Source organism: Variovorax sp. P4_D9, assembly GCF_056401695.1.
In genome coordinates this window covers 1-5,821 of record NZ_JBFUIU010000571.1, presented here as the reverse complement: position 1 = coordinate 5,821, position 5,821 = coordinate 1, and the positions used below count along the sequence as shown (strand labels likewise).

At 67.2% G+C, this 5,821-nt stretch carries 7 protein-coding genes; 3 read left to right on the top strand and 4 right to left on the bottom strand.

Features of this window, described 5'->3' with window-relative positions:
- The 3 genes from AC1DY5_RS39120 to AC1DY5_RS39110 all read right to left on the bottom strand — a co-directional run.
- Positions 1-149 (bottom strand): 30S ribosomal protein S15 (locus AC1DY5_RS39120; RefSeq protein ID WP_478119835.1); only part of this gene is annotated, 149 nt, incomplete at its 3' end.
- Between the two features lie 233 nt (positions 150-382).
- The gene (locus tag AC1DY5_RS39115; protein WP_478119834.1) at positions 383-1,552 is read right to left on the bottom strand and encodes a pyridoxal phosphate-dependent aminotransferase; all 1,170 of its coding nucleotides are present in this window, start codon (positions 1,550-1,552) and stop codon (positions 383-385) included.
- A gap of 30 nt (positions 1,553-1,582) precedes the next feature.
- Positions 1,583-2,863, bottom strand: coding sequence for a branched-chain amino acid ABC transporter substrate-binding protein (locus AC1DY5_RS39110; protein WP_478119833.1), 1,281 nt, complete (start codon positions 2,861-2,863; stop codon positions 1,583-1,585).
- 124 nt (positions 2,864-2,987) lie between these two features.
- Between AC1DY5_RS39110 and AC1DY5_RS39105 the strand changes: the two genes are divergently transcribed.
- A complete protein-coding gene (locus AC1DY5_RS39105; RefSeq protein ID WP_478119832.1) occupies positions 2,988-3,359 on the top strand; it encodes an Hsp20/alpha crystallin family protein in 372 nt (123 codons plus the stop codon).
- Between the two features lie 220 nt (positions 3,360-3,579).
- On the top strand, positions 3,580-4,317 hold the full coding sequence (locus AC1DY5_RS39100; protein WP_478119831.1) for an alpha/beta hydrolase-fold protein: 738 nt from the start codon (positions 3,580-3,582) through the stop codon (positions 4,315-4,317).
- Here AC1DY5_RS39100 and tsaD read toward each other — a convergent pair.
- Positions 4,265-5,314 (bottom strand): tRNA (adenosine(37)-N6)-threonylcarbamoyltransferase complex transferase subunit TsaD, encoded by a 1,050-nt coding sequence (tsaD, locus tag AC1DY5_RS39095; protein ID WP_478119830.1) that lies wholly within the window; start codon positions 5,312-5,314, stop codon positions 4,265-4,267. The genes AC1DY5_RS39100 and tsaD overlap by 53 nt on opposite strands.
- A gap of 86 nt (positions 5,315-5,400) precedes the next feature.
- Between tsaD and AC1DY5_RS39090 the strand changes: the two genes are divergently transcribed.
- Positions 5,401-5,821: nitrate- and nitrite sensing domain-containing protein (locus AC1DY5_RS39090; protein ID WP_478119829.1), on the top strand; the 421-nt coding region annotated here is incomplete at its 3' end.

Here is a 5,821-nt window from a genome sequence, read left to right as displayed (position 1 = left end):
TGGTGGTCCTTGGCGTGCGTCTTGAAGTGAGGCGTGAGCTCGTTGATGCGGGCGGTCAGCAGTGCGACTTGCACTTCGGGGCTGCCGGTGTCGTTGGCGGCGCGGGCGTTGTCCTTGACAACTTCGGCCTTGATGGAGGCTGCGATCATTGTGTTTCCTTCGTTCCGGTCCCGAGGTTCTCGGGATGTTTGACTTGCGGTGTGCGCTGGAACTGCACCCACCGTGCGCTCTGCGGCATGCAAAGCTTTGGAATTATATACTGAGTCGCCCCCAGGTTGCCCGGCACCTCGTGTCCCGGGCGCCCACCCCCTACCGGGGGCAACACCAGAGGCCCGGCAAAGCCGGTTCCTCGGTGTTTCACCAAGGGGGCTGCGCCTGCCGGTCAGCGCTGGGCCGCCAACCAGCGCTTGAGGCGCTCGACGCCCTCGACCAGGCGGCTGGGGTCCCTCGACGCGAAGCACCAGCGCAGCCAGCCCTGGGCTTCGGGGGCGAAGGCGTTGCCGGGGGCCAGGCCGAGGCCGGCCTCGACCACCAGGCGCTTGGCGACCTCGAGCGAATCGCCGAAGCCCTCGAGCTGGAAGAAGGCGTACATGCCGCCGCGCGCCGGCGCCACCTTGACGCCCGGGACATCGGCCAGCAGGGGCAGCAGCGTGTCGCGGCAGGCCTTGAGGTGGGCCACGATCCTCGGCGTGATCTCGTCGCCGTGGGCCAGCGCCGCGATGCCCGCGCGCTGCGTGAAGACGCTGGCGCAGGAGGTGTTGAACTCGATCAGCTTGCCCATGCCGTCCATCAGGGCCGGCGGCAGCACCAGCCAGCCGAGCCGCCAGCCGGTCATTAGGAAGCTCTTGCTGAAGCTGTGGGCGACCACGAGCCGGTCGTCGGCGCCCGCGATGTCGAGGAAGCTGGGCGCGCAGCCGTTGGGCGTCGGCTCGTAGTAGAGCCGCTCATAGACCTCGTCGGCCAGGATCCAGGTGCCGGTGCCGCGGCAATGGTCGAGGATGGCCTGCTGCTCGGCCCTCGTCAGCGTCCAGCCGGTCGGGTTGTTGGGCGCATTGACGATCAAAAGCCGGGTGGCCGGCGTGACGGCGGCGCGCAGCGCGTCCAGGTCGAGCGTCCACTGCCCCGCCTTCGGCACCAGCGAAACGCAGCGCACGCGGGCGCCGAGGATGGCGGGCTGCGCCGTGAGGTTCGGCCACACCGGCGTGACCGCCACCACTTCGTCGCCGGCATCAACCAGTGCCTGCACCGCCAGCATCAGCGCGCTGACGCCGCCCGAGGTGATCGCGATGCGCGCGGCCTCGATCTTCGGATGCAGCCCGCTCATGTAGGCGGCGACCGCCTCCCGCAGCTCGGGCAATCCGAGGTTGTGGGCATAGAAGGTCTCGCCGCGCTGCAGCGAGTCGATGGCGGCCTGGCGGACCACCTCGGGCGTGACCTCGTCGCTCTCGCCGAACCAGAAGGCCAGCACGTCGCTGCGGCCAAGGCCGGCATTGGCCACCTCGCGGATCTTCGAGGCTTCGAGGTTTTGAATCGCTTCACGCATGATCGTCATTCCTGCAGTTGAGTTTGCCGCCGCGCGACATCAGGTGCGCTGCATCTTGCAATTTGTAGGCATCTCGGCGCGATCGGCCGGAATGGTCTTCACGACCCGGAAGCCGTAGCCCGAGCCTTCGACATCGAACTTCACGCCGGGCGCGCCTTGCCGATCCATGACGCCCACCACCAGCGACTGCTGGAACTGGTGGTCGGCGGCCCGCATGCGGCCACGTTGTCCAGCCAGGGTGACGTCGGCCTTCTCGAGGGCTCGCGCGACCGCCACCGCATCGACGCTGCCGGCCCGCTCGTACGCCTGTGCCAGTGCCTCGATCATGAGCTGCATGCGCATGTGGATGTAGTCGTCCTCGGCCTTGGGGAAGCGGGTGCGGAAGGACCGGTAGAAGGCCTCGGACTGCGGCGTCTGCACATTCGGCAACCAGTCGGCGACGGCGAACACCCGGCCGACGCCGGCCTCGCCGATGGCCGCGGGCGCACCGAGCGCGTTGCCGTAGAAGGTGTAAAAGGTGCCGTTGAAGCCCGTCTCGCGGGCCGYCTTGACGAGCAGCGTCAGGTCATTGCCCCAGTTGCCCGTGATGACGCCTTGGGCGCCGCTCGCGAGGATCTTGCTGGCATACGGCGCGAAGTCCTTCACTCTGCCGATCGGGTGCAGTTCCTCGCCGACGATCTTCACGTCGGGCCGGCGCACGCCGAGTTGCCGCCGGGATTCGCGCAGCACCGCTTGCCCGAAGCTGTAGTCCTGCCCGATCAGGTAGACCCGCTGCAGCGCCTTGTCTTCCTGCAGCACCTGCATCAGCGCGGTGACGCGCATGTCGGCATGGGCGTCGAAACGGAAGTGCCAGAAGCTGCAGCGCTCGTTGGTGAGCGTCGGATCGACCGCCGCGTAGTTGAGGTACAGCACCCGCCGGGACGGATCGCGCGCATTGTGCTTCTCGATGGCGTCGATCAACGCGCCCGCCGCCGCCGAGGAATTGCCCTGCATCACGATCCGCGCACCGCCGTCGATCGCGGCCCGCAGCGCCGACAGGGCCTCTTCGTTCTGGCTCTTGCTGTCGTAGCGAACCAGTTCGAGCAGCCGCGGGCCGCCGGGCAGCTTGACGCCGCCCCGATCGTTGACGCGTTCGACCGCCCACAGCAGATTGCGAAAGGAGGCCTCGCCGGTATTGGCGAAGGGGCCGCTCAGGCCTTCGATCATCGCGATGCGGATCGCGGGCCTGGCCTGCGCGCGCAACACCGGCACCGTGCTCGCGCATAGCGCCAAGGCGGCCAATTTCAAGGCCTTGCGGCGCCAAATAAAGCTCGAAGTCATTGTCTTGAATCCCCTCCCGCCGCGCCTAGATGGGAAGGCATGCGGCACTGTTCTTGTTGAAACGCCGCGCAGTGTAAGGGACACACATTCTTGTCCCGATTGTCAATCACTCAGGAGTCTCACCATGTTCTTCACACCCGCAGTCCGCACCGCCCGCTACGTTCCTCGCGCCTACGACCGCAGCCTGGAGCGCTTCGTCAGCGAAGCCTTCGCCGGTGTCCAGCGTTCGCTCAACGTCGAGCAGGACGACAAGACGTGGACCCTCACGCTCGACGTGCCCGGCCTGTCGCGCGACGACCTGAGCATCGGCATCGAAGGCGCCGTGGTCCGCATCGAAAGCAAGGCCGAAGCCAAGCGCCGGGTCAAGGCCGCCTACGAACTGCCGCAGGACATCGACGTCGCCACCAGCGAAGCCAAGCTCGAAAATGGCGTACTGAGCCTGAAGCTCGGCAAGCGGGTTCCGGTTAGTAACGTCGCCCAACTCGCCATCAACTGACGCGAATGAGATGCATTGCGCCCGGATCGATCCGGGCGCAATGCATCCAAATACCCGTCTCTGTAACTTTCTGTTGCGGTCTTGGTCAAGTTTATCGCTCACAATAAGTGCGAAATTCGTCACGTTCTGTGACGTGTTTTTCAATGCTTTCTTCTTAAATTAGCGTCCGAAATCGTCGAACTGCGGTGGCAGCAGGTAGCGGGCGCCCGATCGAAGCGCCATGAAAACGCACTTGAAGTTCGCAAAGAGCCACACCCGATCCGACACGCTGCTGGTATTCCTTCCGGGCGCTTTCCTGAAGCCGGAGGAATTCGAACGCGAGGGTTTCGTCAACGCCATCCGGGAACGCGAATTCGAGGCCGACGCCCTGCTGGTCGACGCCGACGTCTCCTACTACTACGACCAGACCTTCATCGAGCGGCTGCATCAAGACGTGCTCCAGCCGCAGCGGGCCGTGGGTTACCAGTCGATCTGGCTGGTGGGTATTTCTATCGGCGGCTTCGGCGCCTTGATCCACGAACTGGCGAAGCCCGGCGCGGTCGACGGCATAGTCGCGCTGGCACCCTACCTGGGCCGGCGGCCGATCGGGGCCGAGATCCACAAGGCCGGCGGGCTGCGCGCCTGGAAGGCGCCCGAAGGCCCGTCGCCGGACGAGGAAGTCGACCGCAAGCTGTGGCCGTGGCTGCAGCAATACGCCTCGCCCCAGCGCGCCCAGCACCTGCCTCCGCTGTACCTGGGCTTCGGGCTCAGCGATCGCTTCGCCTCCAATCACCGCCTGCTGGCCGAAGCGCTTCCGCCCGACCATGTGTTCACCACCGAAGGCGGCCATGACTGGCCGCAGTGGTCGCAACTCTGGCGCAAGATGCTCGACGTGCTGCCGCTGCCGTCGCTGGCCCGCGAAAGTGTCAGGCGGCCTGCAGCGGCGAATCAAGCGATGCCAATGGCCATCGCGGCCTGACGTCGAAGGCGTAGTGCCCGGTCGGCGCCTGGACCCCGCCCGCGAGCCGCATCGCCGCGGCCATCGCGATCATCGCGCCGTTGTCGGTGCACAGGTGAAGCTCCGGGTAGTGCACCCGGATCCCCCGTTTCGCGCAGGCCGCATCGAGTTGCTGGCGCAGCATGCGGTTGGCGCCGACGCCGCCGGCCACCACGAAGCGGTCGAGCCCGGTCTGCTCGATGGCCGCCATCGACTTCTTCAGCAGCACGTCGACGATCGCGGCCTGGGTCGAGGCGGCCAGATCGGCCTTGCGGGCCTCGAGCTGGTCGCCGAGCTTCCTGGCCTGGGTCAGCACCGCGGTCTTCAGTCCGGCGAAGGAGAAATCCAGGTTGCCGCTGTGCATCAGCGGACGCGGCAGCTTAAAGGCCTCGGCATCGCCTGACTCGGCCAGCCTGGCGAGCCAGGGGCCGCCGGGATAAGGCAGGCCCATGAGCTTGGCGCTCTTGTCGAAAGCCTCGCCGGCGGCATCGTCGATGGTCTCGCCGAGCAGCTCGTAGCGCCCGACCCCGTCGACCCGCATCAGCTGCGTGTGGCCGCCCGACACCAGCAGCGCGACGAACGGAAACTCGGGCGGATCGGCGCTCAGGAAAGGCGACAGCAAGTGGCCTTCGAGGTGATGCACGCCGAGCACCGGCTTGTCGAGCGCAGCGCCCAGCGCGCAGGCCACGCCGGCGCCGACCAGCAGCGCACCCGCCAGGCCGGGGCCGCGCGTGTAGGCGACCACGTCGACCTCGGACAGGCGCCGGCCGGCTTCCGTGAACACCGTCTCGGTCAGCGGCAGCACGCGCCGGATGTGATCCCGGCTCGCCAGCTCGGGCACCACGCCGCCGTAGGCCTGGTGCATGGCGATCTGGCTGTGCAGCGCGTGCGCGGCCAGCCGCGGCAATCCACCGCCGCCAGCCTCGACCAGCGCCACGCCCGTTTCGTCGCAGGAGGATTCGATTCCCAATACAAGCATGAGGGCGAGTGTAGGCGGCGCAAGTTCCAGGGGCACGGATGTTGCTCCAATCCCTGAATCGGCCTCCGGGCCCCGAGAGCACCACGATGAAATCCGGATTGAGCTTCCTGGTCGGCGCGCTGCGTTGCGAAATCGACGAGCTGGAACAACTCGCACGCACCAGCGAACTGGTGGCCACCATCGGCCGGCTGGTGCACGCACTGCAGCGCGAACGCGGCATTTCGAATGTGCTGCTGGCCTCGCGCGGCCAACGCTTCGCCCAGCAGCGCGATGAACAGATCGCCGAATGCCTCCGCTTGGAAGAAGCCGTCCGCCTGGCCTTCGACCAGCTCGATGCCGAAGGCCGCCGCGTCGGCAATGGCGCCCGGCTGTTCAGCCGCATTGCCTGGGTGCTGCCGGGGCTGGAGGCCCTGCCCGAGCTGCGCCGCCGCATCGGCGCGCTCGAGCTCGATGCCGGCCGCTCGACCGCGGCCTTCGTCAAGCTGGTCGCCGGACTGATCGCGGTGG

Bases quoted from the DNA above. Each gene is read 5' to 3' on its own strand.
- AC1DY5_RS39105 (WP_478119832.1), top strand. From the start codon at position 2,988: ATGTTCTTCACACCCGCAGTCCGCACCGCCCGCTACGTTCCTCGCGCC.
- AC1DY5_RS39115 (WP_478119834.1), bottom strand. From the start codon at position 1,552: ATGACGATCATGCGTGAAGCGATTCAAAACCTCGAAGCCTCGAAGATC.
- AC1DY5_RS39100 (WP_478119831.1), top strand. From the start codon at position 3,580: ATGAAAACGCACTTGAAGTTCGCAAAGAGCCACACCCGATCCGACACG.
- tsaD (WP_478119830.1), bottom strand. From the start codon at position 5,314: ATGCTTGTATTGGGAATCGAATCCTCCTGCGACGAAACGGGCGTGGCG.